Source organism: Adlercreutzia wanghongyangiae, from assembly GCF_035989245.1.
Classification (GTDB): Bacteria; Actinomycetota; Coriobacteriia; order Coriobacteriales; family Eggerthellaceae; genus Adlercreutzia; species Adlercreutzia wanghongyangiae.
In genome coordinates this window covers 1-18,612 of the sequence record NZ_JAYMFF010000024.1, presented here as the reverse complement: position 1 = coordinate 18,612, position 18,612 = coordinate 1, and the positions used below count along the sequence as shown (strand labels likewise).

Sequence of the window (18,612 nt, the reverse complement as noted above, 5' to 3'; positions counted from 1 at the left end):
GACGTGTATCCAGGAGACAACCTGTCTTCGTAGGGGGCGGCTTGAGCCGCCCCCTCTGCTGAGAGATGTGGCGGAGGACGGGCTGAAGCCCGCCCCTACGGAAGGAAACGACCGAGACCATCCCTTCGGAGGGGGAGCGGGCTGAAGCCCGCCCCTACAGAGGGGATGCGGGTGTTCGGCAAGGGCATCCTCCGCGCTGCTGCGCTTGCTCAGGGGGCGGCGGTGATGGCGTCTTCGGCGGCGTGTCTGACCTTGTCGATGAGCTCTTGCTTGTTGTGGATGCCCAATTTCTGGTAGATGCGGCGCTTGTGGGTGTTCACGGTGTTGACGCCGATGAGCAGCTCCTCGCTGATGTAGGGAGAGCTCCTTCCCTCGGCCAAAAGGGCCAGAATCTGCATTTCCCGGTCGGTGAGGCCGCAGCGTTCGCCCAGGCGCGCAGCGCCAGCTGCAAGGGCGTTCCCGGAGTGGTTTTTCGCCTGGGAGCGGGAGGCGTCTCCGGCCTTCATCATGGCCCAGACGTTGTTGTCGGCTGTGTTGCCCAGCACCATCATGACCGAGATGACGAGCATGCAGACGGCCGAGGACAGGATGCTCTGCATCTGCAGCGCATTGGCCGCGAAAACGTCTCGGGCGACGAGGATGACGAGAGTGCCCCCGAGCAGCCCCAGCGCCGAGAGCAGCCGCGCCGCGCCGGCCTCGGCCCCTGCGTCCCTTCGGTGGACGCGCATGGCTTCGAAGATGATGGACCAGGTCATGCACTCGAAGAACCCGTACGCCGTATGGGCGATGAATCCGGCGGCGAAGGTGTTGTTCGAGCCGAAGATGGGCAGCACCACCAGCGCGCCGAGCACGATGATGGTGGAAATGCGGTAGGCGGTATGGGGCTTCCACGAGAAGAAGTAGAGCCCGATGAAGAACACCACGGCCGCCAGGGCGCGGCCGCCTTGCTGGAAGTCCATCAGGATGGGGGAGGGCATATCGGTGGCCGGCGAGAAGCGCTGCATGATGCCGAACACGAAGCCGAAGGCGAAGAACCAGAACGCGAGGCTGCCCGAGAACCCCAGAATGCGGATTTCGCGCCTGGCGCCGTTCTTCCCGCCGTGCGCGAGCAGCGGGGGCCTCGCGGCATCCTGGGCCGCCGGACTCTCGGCGGTGCGGAGCAGGGCGCAGCTGACGAGGGGGAATCCGGCCACGATGATGATGCGCAGCCAGTGGGACAACTCGGTGGCGAACAGGTAGAGCGGGAAGGACAGGGCGATGGAGCCCGCGACCCAGATGTATCCGCGGGAATGCGGGTCGCTCGCGTAGTCCTCGGCCCACATGAGCACGAGAAGGGCCATGGCGACTCCGGCGAGGGCGAGCCCGATGAGGGTGGGCGCGCTCGCCGGCGCGGGATTGGGCGCGTGCACGAGCGCGGTGCCGAGGCAGGCGGCCGCTGCCGTGAGCCATTGGGCCTTTCTCGTGCGCAGTCTGCGCGAGAAAGCCGGCCGGAGGTAGCAGAGCACGTAGGCGCCGATGCAGAAGACGACCGAGACCATGGAGGTAAGCTCGCCCAGGGCCGTTTGGGTCGAAAGAAGCTGCGCCGACGGAAGGCCGACCAGGGCGGTGTCGATCCAGGCCCAGCAGAGGGCGAAGCCCACGATGCATCGTGCCGATGCGTGGTCGAAGTACGTTCGCAGCGTTTCCATGGCCCCTCCTTGTCGGACAATACGGCGCAACCCGTCTCTCCTTCATCCTAGCGGCTTCTCGGAGAGACGGGCGGGTCAATGTTACAGATGCGGGAAGCAATCGGGGGAGGGGACTGGGAGCTTCCCGCAGCTGTGCGGATGGCGTCGGCGCGGGCCCTAGGCCTTGCCGAGGTCGGCGGCGATCTGCTGGGCTGCTGTTCGGCCCGAATAGGTGCAGTAGCCGTTCATGCCGCCCGAGATCTGGTAGTTATAGGTATCCTGGTACAGGCTGCACGACGTGACACCTGAGCTGTAGAGGCCGGGAATGATCGCGCCCTCCTCGTCGAGCACCTGCATGCGGCGGTTGATGGCGATACCGCCGAAGGTGGTCAGCACCGACATGTCGCAGTGGACGGCGTAGTAGGGGCCCTCGCCGATGGGATTCAGGTACGCGGCGTCCTTGCCGAAGTCCTCGTCCACCTTCTGGGCGCACAGCTCGTTGTATCGCTGCACCGTGGCGGCGAGAGTTTCGGGGTCAGCGCCCATGTCGGCGGCGAGCGTCTCCAGGGTGTCGCCCTTGAACACGACGCGGTAGCCCGTGGCCTGCGAGCCGGTTTCCAGTTGATCGCGAAGCCCGGGAATCTTGTCGCCGGCCTCGAACTCGAGGTTGCCCACGTAAAGGCCGCGTCCGTTTTCAAGCAGCTCGATGAAGTCGTTGTCGAAGAAGGTGAACGTGTCGCACTGCTGCGATCTCTGCGCGTTCAGCACCAGGGCGTACAGCTTCTTCAGGTGCAGGTCCTCGGCCATGAAGCGCTCGCCGGTCGCGTTGATGTAGAGGCCGGGCTGGATGCAGGAGGCGAGGGAAATGGCGTCGCGAATCACGAAGCCATCCACGCCCATGCAGGGCAGAATGGAGATATCGGTCTCCTTGGCACCCACGGCCCAGGCCATGCGGTGACCGTCGCCCACGTTGGGCAGCGGGAACTCGGTCTTCACGTGGGTGGTGTCGATGCCAGTCTTTTCCTGCAGCAGCTCGAGGTCGTTGCCGATGCCCCCGCAGGCCAGCAACACAGCCGGCGCGTCGATCTCCAGGGTAGAGCCCTCCGGGGTCTCGGCGTATAGGCCGGTTACGGTGCCGTTGTCAGATTTCAGGTCGAGGGCGGCCGTGGAGGTGAGCACCTGGATGTCGAGCTCGCCGACCTTCTTTGCCATGGCCTCCATGAAGCTGGTGCCGATCTTTCCCTCCCACCAGTGGGCGGTCGGGAACGCGCTGACGCCGCGATAGTCGTCAACGGAATCGAACGCCACGCCCTGCTGCTGGAGCCAGTCGATGTTCTCGCCCGAATGCTCGATGTAGTCGCCCCACAGAAGGGGGTCGCTATGGTAGTTGGTATAGTTGAGCTCCTGGTCCACCACCTCGTAGCGGTAGGGCAGCGGCAGGTTCGCCTCCTTCTGCATCGTGGAGCCGAGGCCGAAGATGACCTCGGTGGCGAACGACGATCCGCCGATCTCGTTCTGCTTCTCGACGAGAGCGACCTTCAGTCCGGCGTTCGCGGCCTCGATGGCGGCGCACATGCCGGAGTTGCCGGCGCCGACGATGGCGACGTCGGCCGAGAGGGTCTCGTCGGGCGTGTAGGTCTTGGGTTCGGGTGCGTTAGTGGCATCGCCGTTTGCTCCCTGCGTGGAAGCCAACGTGTTGGGCGAGGAGCAGGCCGCAAGGCCGGCCACCAGGGTGCCGGCACCCAGGGCGCCCGCTCCTTTCAGGAAATTGCGACGAGAGATGTCCATGATGTCCTCCTTCTCCATGTAGCGTGTCGCCCGAAGGCGATGACGCCATGGTAGGGGGCCGTGACGGCCGCCGTCGACCTCCGTTTCAGAGGTTTGTCGGCGGACGCGGTCATCCCTTTCATGTTACGCGCGGGGTAAACCCCTGGTGAAGGCTTAGAAATCGGAGCGCTGCATGTTCAGGTAGTTGAGCAGTTCGCTGCGCTTGTGGATCTGCATCTTGTCGTAGATGTGGCGGATGTGGGTGTTCACGGTGTAGGGGGATATGACCAGCTTCTCGGCCATGGAGTTGGTAGTGTGGCCGCGGGCGATGAGCAGCAGGATCTCGGCCTCGCGAGCCGACAGCGAGAACTCGGCGGCCACCTCGGTGCAGATCTCCTCCACCTCGTTGCGAGTGGGAGGGGCGGCGGTCAGTGCCACGATGCTGAACTCCATGCGCACGAGCGGCACCAGCACGATGGCCAGAAGGCACATAAGTGCCAGGCAGGTGGGCGGCGTGATGGCACTGCTCACTGCTAGCGGCATGCTCTCGTACTGCAGCGCCAGGGAGTTTCCAGCTGCCAGGCCCAGGCGCACGAAACCTCCGGCCATGGCGAAGGTGAGGGCCGGCGTGGCATAGCCTTTGGTGGTCAGGATGCCGAAATACATGATGAGCAGCACCTCGAACAGCGCTTGGATGCCGATGCCCACGACGAAGGCGGCCAGATACAGTGCCGGAGACGACAGGAACAGCGCGAAGCCCACCATGAGCGCCACCAGCAGCGCCGGGTATATCTTGAATATGTTCAGGCGGTTGCGCGAAAGAGTGTAGATGCCGGCGATGGCCAAAATGAACAGGGCACCGCCCAGAATGCCGAAGGTGAACGAATCGTCGGAGGTGGGCAGCTGCTCCCACGGGATGATGCAGCTGAGGAAGTAGCAGGCGGCGCAGGCGAACAGGGTGACGAAGCTGACTCCGAGCATGTTCTTGAAACCGCTCTTGGTGGCGCTGCGCGGCAGCAGCACGGGGAAGGTGTCGCGGCCGTCGGTGCGCGCGACGGCCAGGGCGATGCCGGAGATAAGCGGCAGCAGGGCCGCGAAGGGGGCGGTGAGCGGCGAGGGCAGCAAATAGGCGGCAAGGACGCAGAGGAACAACGTGAGCCCGAACACCGTGCCGATGCGGTTGATGGTGAAGCTTGCCTTGATGCAGGCGTACCGCTCGCCCCACAGGATCCACAGCACGGCCTCGGCCGCACTGATCACCAGGGCGATGGCGAAGTAGACCGGGGCGGCCACCAGCTGGAAGGGGAGAAAGCCCAGGGCCAAGGTGCCCGCTACGGCGACGGCGGTGGCGGCAGGCAGGGCGGCGCGGCAGTCGCTGAGGTGGCGTTTGCGTCCCAGCAGGGCCGCGATGAGGAACAGGAACACCGAGGAGGCCAGCAGGCTGACGATCCAGCTGACGGTAACGCGGTCGTCCAGCAGCTGCACGTCGAAGAAGAAGTCGGGGATAAACCACAGGGTGTAATGCCACGCGAGCAGAAGCGCGAAGCCGACGTACTTCGCCAAGGGACGGTCGAGGAAGGCGACGATCGCCTCGTGCCGCCCGTCGGTGCTCGAGTCGGTTTCGGGGCGCGTGACATCCATGGGCGAACCTTCCTGCGTCGTCTCGTCGGGTATCGCGCGGCGAAACATCACTATAGCATAGCGTACCGCAATGGCAGTTTCCCGACTGCTCTCTCGAACCCGCTTTCTCGATTTTGAGTATATGAATCACCATCGCGAAATGACATCACTACATTTTGAGTATTCCCCATCTCATCAGGGATTTGCGATGGAAAACGCTGCCTTTGCGATCTTTTTGCGGCCCTCGCAAAAAACTAGGTAACGACGCTTTCATGGTGTTCGAGCGATGGCGCGACGCGGTTGCGATTCCACAATGCTCACCAGATCGGTCAGGTACGCGAAAGGGATTCGCGAGGTCCTGCGGGGCCGCTCGGCGGGGGTGCCGGGCCTGACGTAAGAGAAAGGAAGCACCACCATGTCGTTGCTTGCAAAGGGCAAGGGGGAAGTGACGTACAAGGATCTGACGTCGCTTCACAAGTGGGCACTCGTCGTGCTCATTTCCATGGGCTCGTCCATCATCTACGCGCCCATGTATCTGAAGAACGTGTTCTACGATCCGCTGATGCAGGCGCTGGGGTGCAGCAACGCCGATCTGGGCCTGATGGTGTCGGCCTACGGCATCGCGGCCATGATCTGCTACCTGCCCTCGGGCATCGTGGCCGACAAGTTCCGCATGCGCACCTTGGCTGTGGGCGGCTTTCTGGCCACGGCGGTGCTCGTGGGCGTGTACGCGATGCTGCCCTCGGTGCAGATCTGCCTCGTGCTGTTCGTGCTGATGGGCGTCACCTCCATCCTGGTTTGGTGGGGCACCCGCTTCAAGGTGATCCGCCTGTGCTGCGAGGAGGACGAGTACGCCTCCAAGATCGGCATCAGCTACTCCATCTACGGCGTGACCGGCCTGGTAATCGGCCTTATCAACGCCGGCATCATCGCCGCCATCTCCAACGTGGTGGCCGGCGTGCAGGTGATGCTCGTCTTCCTGGCCGTGATGATCGCGGTGCTGGGCGTGGCCTCCATCTTCCTCATCCCCGACTTCAAGGGCGAGATCAACAAGGACGCCAAGCTGTTCAGCGTGAAGGAGGCCCTGGAGGCCATCAAGCATCCGGGCGTCATCTGGGCCTGCGTCGCCTACTTCTGCGTGTACGCCGTGTACCAGGGCGCTACCTACACCACGCCCTACCTCACCCAGTGCTTCGATGCCGATGGCAACCTGGTGAACGTGGTGGGTCTCATCCGCACCTACGGCATCGGCCTTGTCGCCGGCCCGGTGGTGGGCTGGCTGGCCACGAAGCTGAAGAGCCCCTCCAAGGTCATTCTGGGCGCCTTCATCCTGTCCATGGCCGTGCTGGTGGGCTTCATCCTGTTCCCGCATGATCCGGGCAGCTCGCTGGTAGCCGCCGTGCTGGTCGTGGTGTTTGGCTTCACCACCTACGGCGCCTTCTCCATCGGAAGCTCGCCGCTGTCGGAGATCAAGATTCCCATGCGCATCTTCGGCACCGCCGCCGGCCTGCTCTCGGTCATCGGCTTTCTGCCCGACGTGTTCATCCACACCTGGTACGGCGGCCTGATCGACGCCCAGGGCATCGCGGCCTACAACAGCATTTTCGGCTTCGAGATCATGTTCGGCGTCATCGGCTGCATCTGCCTGGTCATGCTGCTGCGTTCCATCAAGAAGCATTTCGGCACCGAGACGGTGAACGCCGCCGAGGAGGCTGAGGCCCAGCAGATCGCCGGCGGCGAGGCCACCGTATAGCATCCGACCGACGTTGGAAAGGAAGCGCGCCATGCCGAACAAGATCGATGTGCTGTCCCGCATTAGCCCCCAGATGAGCGCCGTGCTGGCCCAGGAGGACGCCCTGGCGGGGGATGCGAACGACACGAGCGCCGGCTTCGCCCAGATGCGCGAGAACTACGTGGCCGGGCGGGCCTGGTGGAACGAGGGAGCGCCGGAGCTGGCCTGCGTGGTCGACGATGCGGTGGAGGGACCCTCGGGCGCCATTCCCGTGCGCCGCTACTACCCGCGCCCGCTGGCGGCGGGGGAGACGTCGCCGGCTATCGTGTACGTGCACGGCGGCGGGTTCGTGCTGGGCAACCTGGACACCCATGACCGCATCTGCCGCATTCTGGCCGAGCGGGCGGGCGTGCCCGTGGTGGCCGTGGACTACCGGCTCTCGCCCGAGGCGCGCTATCCCAGCGCCGTGCGCGAGGTAGCCTCCGTTGCCTCCTTCCTGCACCGGGAGGGTGCGGGTTGGGGCATCGACGGCGATCGTCTGGCCTTCGCCGGCGACTCGGGCGGCGCTCATCTGGGGCTGGCGGCCACGCTGTACCTGCGCGAGGAGTGCGATGGGGCCGACTTCGTGCGGTGCCTGCTTTTGTTCTACGGCTGGTTCGGTCTGACCGATTCCGCCTCCATGCGGCTTCTGGGAGGTCCCTGGGACGGTCTGGCCGAAGAGGACTGGCAGTTCTACATGGGGCTGTACGCCGAGAACCCGGAGGAGCTGGCGCAGGAGCCCTACGCGAACCTGTTCCTGAACGACTTGACCCGCGATGTGCCGGCCTGCTACATCGCGGCCGCCGAGTTCGATCCGCTGCGCGACGACTCGGCCTGCCTGGCGGCCATCTGCGAGCAGTACGGCATTCCGTGCCGCTACGAGGTGTTCGAGGGCGTCATCCACGCGTTTTTGCACTACACCAAGATGCTCGATGCGGCCAACGACGCCCTGGATCACGCCGCCGCCTTCTACCGCGAGACCCTGGGTCTTGCCTGATCAACTGGATACGGGAGGGCGGCCCCCGCCGCCCTCTTCGCTGGCAACGACACCATAACCCGAAAGGAGAAACCGACTATGGACTTCAAGCTTACCGACGAGCAGGAGCTGATTGTCGACAGCTACCGCGAGTACATGGAAAGCGAGAACTGGGAGACCTACTTCCACGAGTGCGACGAGAAGCACGAGTACCCCCTGCGCTGGGTGGCCGGCCTGTGCGAGCTGGGCTTCGACCAGATCATGCTGCCCGAGTCCCACGGCGGTTTGGGCCTGGAGCAGCCCTGCGTGACGCTGATGGCCGTCTACGAGGTGCTCGGCCGCTACGGCGCGCCCACCTACGTGCTGTACCAGCTGCCCGGCTTCGAGACCATCATCCGCGAGGGCACGCCCGAGCAGATCGACGCCGTGATGGCCACGCTGGGCACTGGCGAGCAGATCTGGAACTCCGCCTGCACCGAGCCGGGCGCCGGCAGCGATGTGAGCTCGCTGGCCACCACCTACAAGCGCGAGAACGGCAAGATCTACCTGAACGGCACCAAGACTTTCATCACCTCGTCGGCGGGCGTGAAGTACCTGGTCATCATGGCGAAGAACGCCGATGACGAGTCGGTGTTCACCGAGTTCTTCGTGGATATGTCCAAGCCGGGCGTGAAGCTGTCGCCGCTGCCGAAGCTGGGCCTGCGCATGGACAGCTGCTGCGAGGTGTACCTGGACAACGTAGAGCTGGAGGAGTCCGACATCTTCGGCCGCGAGGGCAACGGCTTCATGCGCGGCGTGTCCGACTTCAACTTCGAGCGCTGGCTCGTGGGCGCCTGCGACTACGGCACGGCCATCTGTGCCTTCGAGGATGCCATGAAGCACGCCAATACCCGCATGGCCTTCGGCAAGCCCATCAGCCGCTTCCAGCTGAACCAGCTGAAGATCACCGAGATGTGCATCAAGCTGACCAACATGCGCAACATGCTGTACGAGGCCGCCTGGATGGCCGACAACGCGGGCGGCGAGTTCGACGCGGCTATGGCGGCCATGTGCAAGTACTACTGCGCCAACGCCTCCTTCGAGGTGACCGACGACGCCATGCAGGTGATGGGCGGCATCGCCGTGGCCAGCGAGCACCGCATCAACCGCATCTGGCGCGACCTGCGCGTCGACCGCGTGTCCGGCGGCACCGACGAGATGATGATCTTGGCCACGTCCAAGGGCGCCTCCATCAAGTACCGCCAGTAACCGGTTGGCCGTCGAGTCTGACGGGCCCGACGGCCGCCGACTTTCTTGGGTGAATCTCTGATATTGCCAAATTGCCAAATTGCTTTTGTAAAGGAGAGAGAAATGGCTGCTATCCCCACTGAGAAACCGTCCTTCGGCGTTCTGGACGACGTGAAGGTCGTCTTCGCCGCCATGGAGGAGGCTATCCCGCGCGCCTGCAACATCATGGCCGACTGGGGCGCCGACGTTATCTGGTTGGAAAACACCGGTTACGGCGACACCGTGCGCGACGCCAAGAACGCCGCCCAGGCCGAGCGCCGCAACTGCCGTTCGGTGCAGCTGAACCAGTTCACCCCCGGCGGCAAGCAGGTGCTGCTGGACATGCTGAAGGACGCCGACATCTTCTTCGAGTCGTCCAAGGGCGGCACCTGGGAGCGCAAGGGCTTCACCGATGAGGACATGTGGGCCGTGAACCCGAAGCTCGTCATCGTGCACTGCTCCGGCTACGGCAAGTTCGGCGATCCCGACCGCGTGAAGCGCCCGGCCTACGACGGCACCGTGGGGCCCTATGCCGGCTTCACCTGCCAGAACGGCACGCCCGAGCAGCCCATGATCACCATGCCCTATTCCGGCGACTACATCAACTCCTATCTGCTCATCGCCGCATCGCTGGCGGCTCTGCGCAAGGCCGAGCGCACGGGCGAGGGCGAGTCCATCGACTGGGCCATGTACGAGGGCATCATGTACATGAGCCAGTACTACCTGGTGGACTACTTGAACGACGGCATCAAGTGGCCCCGCGCGGGCGCCCGCAACCAGAACCTCTGCGGCATCGGCGTCTACGAGTGCGCCGACGGCTTCATCGCGCTGAACCTGTTCGGCATCCGCCAGAACAAGTGGATGCTGGAGACGCTGGGTTTGGGCGAGGCCTGGGGCACGCCCGAGCTGCCCGAGGACACCGCGTCGCTGTGGCTTTCCATGCCCATCGCCGAGGAGTTCGAGCGCCGCTTGGAGGCGTGGCTGAAGGAGCGCACCAAGCTGGAGCTGGAGGACATCCTGGCCGAGCAGGCCATCGCTGCTCAGAGCGTCTACGAGTTCGAGGACATGGTGGCCGACGCCCACATGGCCGCCCGCGGCAACTTCGTGGAGTGGCAGACCGCCGATGGCGAGACCTTCAAGGGCCTCTCGCCCATGCCGCGCTTCGAGCAGACGCCCGGCCGCATCTGGCGCCCCATGCCCGCCAAGGGCGGCGACACGGCCGACGTGCTGTCCAAGCTGGGCTACACCGAGGAGCAGATGGCGGCCCTGGAGGAGGAAGGCGCCATCCGCCGCGGCGAGAACTAGGCCGCAGGGCGCAAGTCCTAAGAGAGAGCGAGGGACCCGCCCGCCCGGCGGGTTCCTCTTCGGGGGAACGTGCGAGCGAGAAGGAGGATCAGGTAATGGCTATCGGGGGCAACGAGAATCTCCGCGACTTGTGGAACGGGCTTTCCGCCAGTCGCGGCGATCATCTCTTCCTGGTGAGCCGGGACCGTTTCGGCACCGAGCGCTCTTTCACCTATGCGGCATTCGACCGCCTTATCAACCGGACGGCGAACTACTTTCTGGCCCTGGGCATTCGCAAGGGCGAGAACGTGGCCGTTCAGCTGTACAACTCGCCCGAATATGTGAGCGTCACCTTCGCCCTGGCCAAGATCGGGGCGGTGGCGGTGCCCATCAATATGCAGCACAAGCTGGAGGAGACGGCCTTCGTCCTTGAGAAATGCGGCATTCGCACTGTGGTGGCCGAGTCCGACTGCCAGTGCTGCTATTGCGCCGATGCGCCGCGGCCCGAGGGCAGCTGCGCGGGCTCCTGCGAGGGCGTACGGCCCTATGCCATGGAGCACGTGCTGATCGCCCACGCGGCAGGTGCGCCCCTGTTCGGCCGCGCCGTCGACTTCGACGCCGCCGTGGAGGCCTGCCCCGACCAGTTGGGCGAGCTGCGCTCGATCGATCCTTTGGACACGGCCATGATCATCTTCACCTCGGGCACCACCTCGTGCCCGAAGGGGGTTGAGCTGACCCATGCCAACCTGATCTTCGGCGGCCGCTACGGCGAATGGCAGTGCGGCCTTACGGCGGCGGACCGCCTGCTCACCACCATGCCGGCCTTCCATTCGAACTTCCAGACCGCGGCGCTCATGCCCGTGCTCACGGCCGGTGCCACCCTCATCATGATCGAGAAGTACAGCGCGCGCCGCTACTGGTCCCAGGTGCGCGCCTACCGGGCGACGGCCATTCAGCTGGTGGCCATGATGGCGCGCACCATGATGATGCAGCCGCCCGACCCCGCCGACCGCGACCATTGCGTGCGGTCGGTGCAGTACTACCTGGCCTTGTCCGACGACGAGAAGGAGGCCTTCGAGCAGCGCTTCGGCGTGCGCCTGCAGAACTGCTACGGCTCCACCGAATCGGTGTGCTGGGTGCTGACCGACCGCGTGAGCGGCCCGCGGCGCTGGCCCAGCGTGGGCCGGCCGGGTCCGGGCTACGAGGTGGCCATCCTGGGGGAGGACGGGCGGGCCGCCGCGGCGGGCGAAGTGGGGGACATCGCCGTGCGCGGCATCCCCGGCGTTTCGCTCATGAAGGGCTACTACCGCGACGAGGCCGCCACGGCCGCCGCGCTGAGCGCCGGGGGCTGGCACCTTCCCGGCGACAAGGGCTATTGCGATGCCGACGGCTGGTTCTACTTCGTGGACCGCAAGAGCAACATGATCAAGCGCGCCGGCGAGAACATCTCGGCCTCCGAGGTGGAAGAGGTGCTGGTCGATCATCCGGCAGTGGCCGAGGCCGCCGTCATCGGCGTGCCCGACCCGGTGCGGGACATGGCCGTGAAGGCCTTCGTGGTGCCCGTCGCGGGGTGCGAGGCGCCCGTCGAGGAGATAACGGCCTACTGCGCCTGCCGTCTGGCCGATTTCAAGGTTCCCACCATCGTGGAGGTGGTGGACAGCCTGCCCCACACCAGCGTGGGCAAGGTGGAGAAGAAGCGGCTCGGCTGAGCGCCGGACGCCCGTTCAAAGGAGAGATGCATGACCGTGAGCACTGAGATCGTCGGGCGCACCTTCGGCCCCTTCGTGCGCGACTACACGTTCCGCGATTTGGAGATCTGCGCGCTCGGCTGCGGCGCAGGATGGGACGGCAGAACGGACTTGGAATACGTGAACGAACACGATGCGACCAATCCCCAGCTGAAGGTGCTCCCCATCTTCGGCGTGCCGCTGACGGTGAACGAGGAGATGACGACTACGCTCGATTACGGCTTCGACTATGCGGGGTCGCTGCACTACGGCATCGACGCCTTCTTTCATGCACCGTTCAAGATGAACGATCATGTGGAGACCTATGTGACCCAGGAGGCCCTGTGGGACCGCGGGGAGGGGCGCGGATCCCTTTCCAAGCAGGTGGGGAGGTCCTATTCCGCCGACGGCACCCACCTGTGCACCGTGGAGACCTACGATTGCTGCATCTACGACGGCGGGTTCGGCGGCGAGCGGCCCCCGGCCGATGTGGTGGACTACCCCGATCGCGCGCCCGATTTGACGTACGAGGAGGTGTGCGGCTACCAGTGGCCCCTCATCTACCGGCTCATGGGCGATTGGCACCAGCAGCATATTGACTGGGGCTATACCGAGCAGACCGGGCTCGCGCGCCCCATCAACCACGGGGTGTGTACGGCCGGCATCGCCATGCGCCACGGAATCGCGCTGCTGTTCCCGGGCCAGCCAGAGCGCCTGCGCCGCTTCAAATGCCGGTTCACGGCTCCGGTGCTGCCCGGCACGCGCCTGGCAACCCAGGTGTGGAAGGTGTCCGACGCTGAGGCGCGCTTCCGCATGGTAAATGCCGATGCGCCCGAGGACAAGCCGTTTCTGAATGCCGGCGTGCTGGAGTGGGAGTAAGGGTCGGAAGGGAGCTGTGATGAGCGACGTGAAGGGCAAGACCCAGGTGACGAGTCCTCCCGAGGGATGCCTGGCGGCGCCGGGCGGCACCGCGGTGCGCTGCGTGCACGTGAACCCCGACGTGCGTTCCCAGCGCGCCTACCGGGAGGAGCAGCTGAAGCGGTCGGCCGGGTCGGTGGGGCGGGTGCTGCGCGAGCTTCCGGCTAAGACGCGGCAAACGGCCAAGAAGAGCATCGACGACGTGCAGATGACCCCGTTTCTGCGCAAGGTGTCGCTGTTCTCCAGCGGCGGATCGTTTTTGGACGGCTATGTGCTCTCGCTGATCGGCGTGGCGCTCACCCAGATCGTGCCCATGATGGGCCTGACGGCGGCCGAGAGCGCGGCCATCGGCGCGTCGGTCATGCTCGGCATCTTCTTCGGCACTATTTTCGGGGGATACCTCACCGACATCGTCGGGCGCAAGAAAATGTTCACCATCGACATTATCGCCATCGCGGTGTTCTCGCTGGCGAGCGTGTTCGCCACCACGGCGTGGCAGCTGGTGGCGGCCCGCTTCCTCATCGGCGTGTTCGTGGGCGCCGACTATCCCATCGCCACCTCGCTTATCGCCGAGTTCACGCCCAAGAAGCACCGGGCCGTGTCCATGGGGCTGGTGTCGGCGGCATGGTATCTGGGAGCAACGGTGGCCGCAGTGGTGGGCTATGTCCTCTACGGCCTGGATGACGGGTGGAAGTGGATGCTCGGCAGCGCCGTTGTGCCCTGCGCGATACTGCTCATCGGGCGCCACGACATTCCCGAGTCGCCCCTGTGGCTGGCGAGCAAGGGGCGCACCGACGAGGCCACGGCCGTGGTGGCCCGCGTGTTCGGCCCCGATGTGGAGCTGGAACCCGAGGAAGTGCCCCAGAAAACCTCGCTGGCCACGCTGCTCAAGGGCGGCTACCTGAAGCGCATGTTCTTCCTGGGGGTGTTCATCCTGTGCCAGGTGGTGCCCATGTACGCCATCTACACGTTCGGTCCCGAGATTATGACGGCCTTCGGCTTGGGGGAGGGCCGCGAGGCCATTTTGGGCGAGAGCGCCGTGAGCCTGTTCTTCCTCGTGGGCAGCATTCCTGCCATGTTCTGGCTGAACTCCATGGGTCGCCGCCCGTTGCTGCTGGTCAGCTTGGCGCTTATGGCCGTGGGGCTGCTGGTGTTGGGCCTGTGGCCGACAGCTCCGATTGCGGTGGTTATCGCCGCCTTCGGACTGTACGCCTTCTTCAGCGGCGGCCCGGGCATCCTGCAGTGGCTGTATCCCAACGAGCTGTTTCCTACCGAGGTGCGCGCCACGGCCGTGGGTATCGCCATCGCCTTCTCGCGCATCGGCACCATCGCCGCCACCTACGCCACGCCGCTGATGCTGGACGCCTGCGGTGTGGGGCCGGTGATGCTGGCCGCGGCCGTGCTCGTGCTCGGCGGGCTGGCGACCTCCTTCGCGATGGCGCCGGAAACGCGCGGCAAGTCGCTGGCCGAGACGAGCGCGCTGCAGGAGATCGACGGCGTGCCCGCGGTACGCCCGCGCCGCTAGGGCGAAAGGGCGCCCGTGGTCGAGCTCGTATGCGCCGATCCCGCGATCTACCGCATTCGCCTTCCCTTCGCCAACGTGGGCGCGGGGGAGACGAATTGCCATGTGCTGCACGATCACGGTCAATGGCTGATTGTGGATGCCGGTGCGGCCGGCCTGGGTAATGCGCGTCGGCTGCAGACGGCTTTGCGCGAGCTGGGCGTCGATTTTGGAGCGTGCCAGGTGATGCTCACCCACGGGCACTTCGACCATGCGGGGGTGCTGCCCGCTTTGTTGTCGGCCTCGGTGCCTCTGCACCTGAGTCCTCAGGCGGTGGCTGCGCGCGAGGCCGTCCGGCTCAGGCGCACCCAGGAGGGGTTTCGGCGCGAGATGCGGGACATGGGCGCTTCTTCCGAGGATGCGCGAGGCTACGGCGCCTGCAACGCCGAGACCGCCGTGTTCCCCGCGGGGCGCTTCGCCTACCGTCCCGTTGCCGACGGCGATGAGATTTCGGTGGGCCGCTGCCGGTTTCGCGTGATGGAGACGCCCGGCCACACCCCCGACCACCTCTGCTTCTACGAGCCCGATCGGGGCATTCTATTCGCCGGCGATCACGTGCTGCCCGCTACGACGCCTGCGGTGGACGCCCATCCCGATGGCGTAGACGGCCTCGGTCTGTATCTGTGTCATATGCGCCGCGTGCGCGATCTGCCCGTCCGCCTCGCGCTGTTCGGTCACGGCGATCCCGAGCGCGACAGAGCGACCCTGGCCGCCCGCATCGACGCCATCGTCGCCCGCAAGCGGTCCCGCGTGCAAGCAGTGCTCGCCTTCTTGTGCGAGCGGAAGGGGGCGACGGGCCAGGAGGTGGCCCGCTGCGCCCTCGCGGGCCTCTCCGACGCGTCCTGGCGCGCGACGAGGCCCATGGCGCGCTACTATTTCATGCTGGAGGCCCTGGTCGTGCTGCGGCACCTGTGCGCAACCGGAAGGGTCGAACGCCTCGCAACCGACGGGCGCGCCGCCCTCTTCCGCCCCCGCTGAACCTGTGGGGGGCTTCTCGGGCCTCAACGAGAAGAGCCCGCCGGAGGGGCGGGCTCTGGGGAAAGTCGCCGGGATGCTCGGGGAAAGATCGCCTGGGGTAGGAGGCGGCATGCCGGCTGCGAGGAGAAGGCTGGGTTAGCGACCGATCCACTGGGGCGCGCGCTTCTCGACGAAGGCGGCCGGACCCTCGATGCCGTCCTCGGTCTTCTCGAGGAAGCGGTAGGCGGCGTCGGAGAAGCGCATGGCGTCCTCCTCGGACATCTGGTCGGCAGCGTGCACGATGAATTTCGTCCACTTCAGGGCCAAAGGCGCGTTCTTCAGGCACTCCTCGGCCAGCTCGATGGCGCGGTCGAGCACCTCCTCGGCGGGCACCACGTAGTTGATGAGGCCCAGGGCCTTGGCCTCGGGGGCCTTGATCTTCTTGCCGGTGAGCAGAAGCTCCATGCAGTCCTTGCGGTTGATATCGCGGGCCAGGCGCACGATGCCGCCGGTGGAGGCGATGATGCCGAGCCCCACCTCGGTGCAGCCGAACTTCGCGTTCTCGGCGGCCACCACCATGTCGCAGGACAGGGCGATTTCCATGCCGCCGCCAGCCGCCGAGCCGTTGCAGGCGCAGATGACGGGCTTCGAGCACAGGCGCGCGGTCAGGCCGCCGAAGCCGTGCTCGGTGACGGTCTGGCACTCGCCGCCCTCGGACAGCTCCGAGAGGTCCTCGCCGGCGCAGAACACCTTGCCGGTGCCCGTGACGATGATGGCGCGCACGTTCTTGTCGGTCTCCGCATGGTTCATGATGTTCTCCATGGCGGCCGACGTGACGCCGTTCAGGGCGTTGGCCACGTCGGGGCGGTTGATGCGGATGATCAGCAGGCCGTCCTCGCGCAACTCGGAGACGACGGTGTCGGTGCCAAAGTAGTCTGCCATGGGTTCCTCCTCAATATTGGAAACGGAATTGCGGATGCGCGGTGCATCCATCGCGATGATAGGCCGTGGGCACGTGGGCGGGCATCGCATGGAGCGCGGTATGTGGGGAATACCCCGAATATGGCCTATCACTAACTTTTGAGTAACGATGCTTTCACGGGGTTTAGGCGATGCGCGACGCTGAGGGGAACGCGAATAATTTCGCTCATCGAAGCGAGGGCGGATGCGTCCGGCATCGCTTGCGGAAAGCTCAAGCACGAGGAGTACCAATTAGAAGGGAGTGTGCTGAAGTGAATATCGTCGTTGCATTCAAGGTGGTTCCCGATGATCAGGACATCCAGGTCGCGGGGGACCGGTCGCTGGATTTCTCGAAGGCCAAGGGCATCGTGTCCGCCTACGACCTGAACGCCATCGAGGCCGCCGCCCAGCTGGCCGCCGCCCATCCGGGCTCCACGGTGACCGCCATCACCGTCGGCCCCGCCTCCATCGATGATTCCAAGCTGAAGAAGAACGTGCTCGCCCGCGGGGTGGACAACCTGCGCATGGTGGCCGACGACGCTCTGGCCGATTTGGATGCCGCGGCCACGGCCGAGGCGCTGGCGGCCCTGCTCGGCGGGACTGACTTCGATGTGGTGCTGTGCGGCGATGGTTCGGCTGACGACTACGCCCAGCAGGTTGACGTGCAGCTGGCTGCCCGCCTGGGGCTGCCGAGCGTGAGCGCGGTGACGGCCCTTACGGCCGAAGGTGACACTATTGTGGCCGAGCGCACCTTGGAAGACGTAGTGGAGGAAGTGCGCGTGCCTCTGCCCGCAGTAGTGGCGGTGTCGCCCGATGTGGCGTTGCCGCGCATCCCCGGCATGAAGGACATTCTGGCCGCCGGCAAAAAACCCATGGAAGTGACTGCGGCTTCGGTGGCTCCCGCGCGGACGATCGAGGTAGTGTCCTGCGCGGCGCCTCAGGCCGCCGAGCGTGCCTGCACGGTGCTGGACGCCTCCGCCGATGGCGCCGTGGAGGAGTTCGCGGCGGCGCTGAAGGCTGCCCTGTAAGTTTCGTTGGTTGAATAGATAGAAGAGAAAGGCAGAGCTGAACATGAAAGCACTGGTAATTGCCGAGACCACCGATGCTGCCCGCGAGTTGGCCGCTGGTGCCCGCACCCTGGCCGATGAGGTGGTGCTGGTCACCTTCGGGGCTACTCCGACGGGTGTGGCCGACAAGACCCTGGTCGTTGCCGTTCCCGAGGGGGCTGTGGTCGACGACGCTTACGCGACGGTGCAGGCCATCTATGATGCCGAGGCGCCGGCAGTGGTGCTGGGCGAGCCGCGCCGCCATGTGAAGAGCGTGCTGGGTCGGGTGGCCGCCGCCGCGGGCGCGTCGGTGATCACCGATGCCGTGGCGCTGGATGAGGAAGGCGCGAAGAGCCTGTACTTCGGCGGCGTGGGCGAGCGCGTGCGCAAGGCGGCCGGCGACGTTGCCTTCTACACGGTGGCTCCCGGCACCTTCGAGGGCGCCGAGCCCGCTGGCACCGATGTGGTGGAAACGGTGACGTGGCAGGCGCCCGCCACGCCGGTGACCCTGGTTTCCTCCCGTGAGCGTGAGAAGGGTGGTGCCGACCTGTTCAAGGCCGATGCCGTAGTGGCGTGCGGCCGCGGCTTCGCCGAGGAGTCCGAGCTGGATTGGGCTCGCGCCCTGGCTGAGAAGATCGACGGCGGCTTGGCCTGCTCGCGTCCCCTGACCGAGGGCGTAGACTGGATGCCGTCGGGCACTTATGTGGGTGTGTCAGGTTTGGTGCTCACGCCGAAGGTATACGTGGCCTGCGGTATTTCCGGCCAGATGCAGCACATGGTGGGTTGCAACCGTTCTGGCATGGTATTTGCTATCAACAAGGACAAGAACGCCCCCGTATTCAAGCAGTGTGATTTCGGCTTGGTGGGCGACATTAAGGACGTGCTGCCCGCTGTGACGGCCGCCCTGTAGGATCGTTCGAAGAGGGTTGGGCCCGCGCGGTGGCGATGTTGCGCCGGGGAATACGGCACGGGCCCGACCCCAACGAACCGTAGAGGAAAGGAGAGACGAGTGTCCGAGGCAGATTTCGACATCATCGTCGTCGGCTCCGGTTGCGCCGGCGCCGTGGCGGCCTACGTGGCCGCGAGCGCGGG

Annotated in this window: 14 protein-coding genes; 10 read left to right on the top strand and 4 right to left on the bottom strand. The window is 65.6% G+C overall.

Annotated elements, in window-relative coordinates:
* Positions 1 to 209 precede the first annotated feature (209 nt).
* The 3 genes from VIN30_RS10545 to VIN30_RS10535 all read right to left on the bottom strand — a co-directional run bounded on the left by VIN30_RS10545 (position 210) and on the right by VIN30_RS10535 (position 5,075).
* Complete coding sequence (locus VIN30_RS10545) at positions 210 to 1,688, bottom strand: helix-turn-helix transcriptional regulator (RefSeq protein ID WP_338211445.1); 1,479 nt, start codon at positions 1,686 to 1,688, stop codon at positions 210 to 212.
* Positions 1,689 to 1,844: 156 nt separating this feature from the next.
* A complete protein-coding gene (locus tag VIN30_RS10540; RefSeq protein WP_338211443.1) occupies positions 1,845 to 3,455 on the bottom strand; it encodes an FAD-dependent oxidoreductase in 1,611 nt (536 codons plus the stop codon).
* Positions 3,456 to 3,608: 153 nt separating this feature from the next.
* Positions 3,609 to 5,075 (bottom strand): helix-turn-helix transcriptional regulator, encoded by a 1,467-nt coding sequence (locus VIN30_RS10535; protein WP_338211441.1) that lies wholly within the window; start codon positions 5,073 to 5,075, stop codon positions 3,609 to 3,611.
* Positions 5,076 to 5,469: 394 nt separating this feature from the next.
* Here VIN30_RS10535 and VIN30_RS10530 point away from each other — a divergent pair, with 394 nt between their 5' ends.
* The 8 genes from VIN30_RS10530 (at position 5,470) to VIN30_RS10495 (ending at position 15,535) form a co-directional block, all read left to right on the top strand.
* Positions 5,470 to 6,807, top strand: coding sequence for an MFS transporter (locus VIN30_RS10530; protein ID WP_338211439.1), 1,338 nt, complete (start codon positions 5,470 to 5,472; stop codon positions 6,805 to 6,807).
* A gap of 31 nt (positions 6,808 to 6,838) precedes the next feature.
* Complete coding sequence (gene aes, locus VIN30_RS10525; RefSeq protein WP_338211437.1) at positions 6,839 to 7,822, top strand: acetyl esterase; 984 nt, start codon at positions 6,839 to 6,841, stop codon at positions 7,820 to 7,822.
* A 78-nt stretch (positions 7,823 to 7,900) separates the two neighbouring features.
* Positions 7,901 to 9,049 (top strand): crotonobetainyl-CoA dehydrogenase, encoded by a 1,149-nt coding sequence (gene caiA / locus VIN30_RS10520; protein ID WP_326423616.1) that lies wholly within the window; start codon positions 7,901 to 7,903, stop codon positions 9,047 to 9,049.
* Positions 9,050 to 9,151: 102 nt separating this feature from the next.
* Positions 9,152 to 10,372, top strand: a complete 1,221-nt coding sequence (caiB, locus tag VIN30_RS10515) for an L-carnitine CoA-transferase (RefSeq protein WP_338211435.1) — start codon at positions 9,152 to 9,154, stop codon at positions 10,370 to 10,372.
* A 95-nt stretch (positions 10,373 to 10,467) separates the two neighbouring features.
* Complete coding sequence (gene caiC, locus VIN30_RS10510) at positions 10,468 to 12,060, top strand: crotonobetaine/carnitine-CoA ligase (RefSeq protein WP_338211433.1); 1,593 nt, start codon at positions 10,468 to 10,470, stop codon at positions 12,058 to 12,060.
* Between the two features lie 30 nt (positions 12,061 to 12,090).
* Positions 12,091 to 12,957: a MaoC/PaaZ C-terminal domain-containing protein gene (locus tag VIN30_RS10505; protein ID WP_338211431.1), complete on the top strand. Its 867-nt coding sequence runs from the start codon at positions 12,091 to 12,093 to the stop codon at positions 12,955 to 12,957.
* 19 nt (positions 12,958 to 12,976) lie between these two features.
* Positions 12,977 to 14,521 carry an MFS transporter gene (locus tag VIN30_RS10500; protein WP_338211429.1) on the top strand — a complete coding sequence of 515 codons (1,545 nt, stop codon included), beginning with the start codon at positions 12,977 to 12,979 and terminating at the stop codon, positions 14,519 to 14,521.
* A gap of 15 nt (positions 14,522 to 14,536) precedes the next feature.
* On the top strand, positions 14,537 to 15,535 hold the full coding sequence (locus VIN30_RS10495) for an MBL fold metallo-hydrolase (protein WP_338211426.1): 999 nt from the start codon (positions 14,537 to 14,539) through the stop codon (positions 15,533 to 15,535).
* A 135-nt stretch (positions 15,536 to 15,670) separates the two neighbouring features.
* On the opposite strand, the gene VIN30_RS10490 is transcribed toward VIN30_RS10495, so the two are convergent.
* Positions 15,671 to 16,456, bottom strand: a complete 786-nt coding sequence (locus VIN30_RS10490; protein ID WP_326423610.1) for an enoyl-CoA hydratase/isomerase family protein — start codon at positions 16,454 to 16,456, stop codon at positions 15,671 to 15,673.
* A gap of 290 nt (positions 16,457 to 16,746) precedes the next feature.
* On the opposite strand from VIN30_RS10490, the gene VIN30_RS10485 reads away from it, so the two are divergent.
* On the top strand, positions 16,747 to 17,502 hold the full coding sequence (locus VIN30_RS10485) for an adenine nucleotide alpha hydrolase family protein (protein WP_338211423.1): 756 nt from the start codon (positions 16,747 to 16,749) through the stop codon (positions 17,500 to 17,502).
* A gap of 43 nt (positions 17,503 to 17,545) precedes the next feature.
* On the top strand, positions 17,546 to 18,430 hold the full coding sequence (locus tag VIN30_RS10480) for an electron transfer flavoprotein subunit alpha/FixB family protein (RefSeq protein WP_338211421.1): 885 nt from the start codon (positions 17,546 to 17,548) through the stop codon (positions 18,428 to 18,430).
* The last annotated feature ends 182 nt before the right edge of the window (positions 18,431 to 18,612 follow it).